2 protein-coding genes are annotated in these 2,164 nt (G+C 46.1%); one reads left to right on the plus strand and one right to left on the minus strand.

Features of this window, described 5'->3' with window-relative positions; all coding sequences use genetic code 11:
• Positions 1-89: 89 nt before the first annotated feature.
• Positions 90-1,190, minus strand: a complete 1,101-nt coding sequence (locus WEIDD23_RS08965) for a M24 family metallopeptidase (RefSeq protein ID WP_010373028.1) — start codon at positions 1,188-1,190, stop codon at positions 90-92.
• Positions 1,191-1,441: 251 nt separating this feature from the next.
• Here WEIDD23_RS08965 and WEIDD23_RS08970 point away from each other — a divergent pair.
• The coding region (locus tag WEIDD23_RS08970) for a LacI family DNA-binding transcriptional regulator (protein ID WP_062358925.1) at positions 1,442-2,164 on the plus strand (723 nt) is incomplete at its 3' end.

Here is a 2,164-nt window from a genome sequence, read left to right on the forward strand (position 1 = left end):
TGTTATATTAAGGGTTCAGCCTTTCGGAACACGTTTAAAAGCCACAAATCTCCCGATTCAATTCGGAGGATTTGCGGCTTTTTAGTTAACTAATCAATAATTCGTAATTCCTTTGACGAATGCGTAAATGAATCAGCACCCGTTTCCGTCATCACGACAGAATCTTCAATGCGAATGCCTAGGTCCCCTGGAATATAAATTCCCGGCTCAATTGAGAAGGCCATGCCTGGTTGCAATACCAGCTCATTACCCGTCGCAATTTGAATTGACTCGTGCACAGATGACCCGATACCATGTCCCAAACGGTGGACAAAGTACTCACCATAGCCAGCCTTGGTGATAATATCACGGGCAATCGCATCCAACTCGCCCGCCGTCATCCCCGGCTTAGCTTGAGACTGTGCTGCCAATTGGGCTTCCAAAACCACGTTGTACACATCTCGTTGGTGATCTGAAACCGTTTGGAAGGCAACTGTTCGGGTTGCATCTGACACATACCCTTCATAAATCGTACCCAAATCAAACAACGCCAAATCACCACGTTGCAAACGTGTCGAACCAGTATCACCGTGAGGCTCAGCCGCGTGTGCGCCGAATTGAACCAAGGTTTCAAACGACATGCCGACAACCCCGGCTGACTTCAAATCATATTCAAGCTTCGCCATCACTTGCAACTCTGACACACCAGCTTGCATCGCAGCAAAAGCAAATTCGAATGCTCGGTCTGCATCATCCCCGGCCTTGTGCATCTTAGCAATTTCATCCGGTGTCTTGATTAGGTGCATCTCAACCATCACCGGCGACAAGTCACCCACAAACTTTGCATCAGGTACTGCCGTTTGCAAAGCTGCCGCTCGGTCCAATGTCATTTGTCCCTTTTCAACGGCCCATGTCGTCGCATGTTGCGTGTGTGCATGCAGATGTTGCGCGATCAATTGGTATGGTTGCTCGTGATCTTGATACCCGTAAACAGGGTGTGTCCAACCAGCCCCCTTAACCGCTTCCACTTCCAACGCTGGCGCAAAAATGAATGGTTCATCTTGTGGGAAAACAACCAGCGCTAGTACACGCTCGATTGGATCCGATTCAAAGCCAGTTAAATATGAAATTGAGTGGAAATCTGAAAAATAGGCGACATCCAATTGGTTTTCGTTCAGCCAATTTTGAATCTTTGCTAACTTATCAGTCATATTAAAGAATCCTCGTTTTTCACGTTTCTTTTCATTGTACGCTCATTTTCAGAAAATGCGCAACTCCTCACTATTGTGTGCTAGAATATAACATTGTGTGAATTGATTGTTTTTATGAAAACAACGTATGAAAACATGGTACAATCACATTGTAACCGTTTGCAGTTATGCAAAGGTACAAGCTTAAAAAACAAGCTATGAAAATAACATGATTGTTTAAAGACAGATACAAGACCCAAAGGAGAATCGACATGGAAAAGCAGACCATCACGATTTACGACGTGGCCCGCGAAGCAAAAGTTTCAATGGCTACAGTTTCACGTGTTGTTAACGGCAACGCCAACGTTAAGCAAGAAACAAAAGAAAAGGTTGAGGCGGTGATTGAACGCCTTGGTTACCGTCCTAACGCAGTTGCCCGCGGCCTTGCCTCACGTCGCACAACGACAATTGGTGTTGTGATTCCAGATGTCACTGACCACTACTTCGCTGAGCTAGCACGTGGTATTGATGACGTGGCCGCAATGTACCACTACCAAATTATCCTAGCGAACTCTGATGAGTCCGACACAAAGGAACTGCAAGTGCTTGAAAATCTTTTGAGCAAGCAGGTTGATGGGATTGTCTTCATGGGAAACTTGATTGACGACGGTATTCGCAAGGAATTTGCTCGCGCTGATGTGCCAATTGTGTTGGCTGGATCAGTTGACCACGTTTCAGAACAACCTTCTGTCAACATCGACTACACAACCGCAATCGGCGAAGCGACCACTAAGTTGCTAAAGAATGGCCACAAACGCGTTGCCTTTGTAACGGGTAGCCTAGATCATGGCATTAACCGTGAATTTAAGCTTAAGGGATACATGAATGCCCTGGCCGTTGCTGGGGTTGACTGTGATGAAAGTCTGGTCTTGCAAGGTGACTATGATTACCAATCTGGTTATCAAATTGCTGCCCTGGTCCAAGATGCCAAGGCA

Source organism: Weissella sp. DD23, assembly GCF_001579105.1.
GTDB lineage: Bacteria > Bacillota > Bacilli > Lactobacillales > Lactobacillaceae > Weissella > Weissella cibaria.

Excerpts from the sequence above, each read along its gene's own strand:
- WEIDD23_RS08965 (WP_010373028.1), bottom strand. The coding sequence starts at position 1,190 with ATGACTGATAAGTTAGCAAAGATTCAAAATTGGCTGAACGAAAACCAA.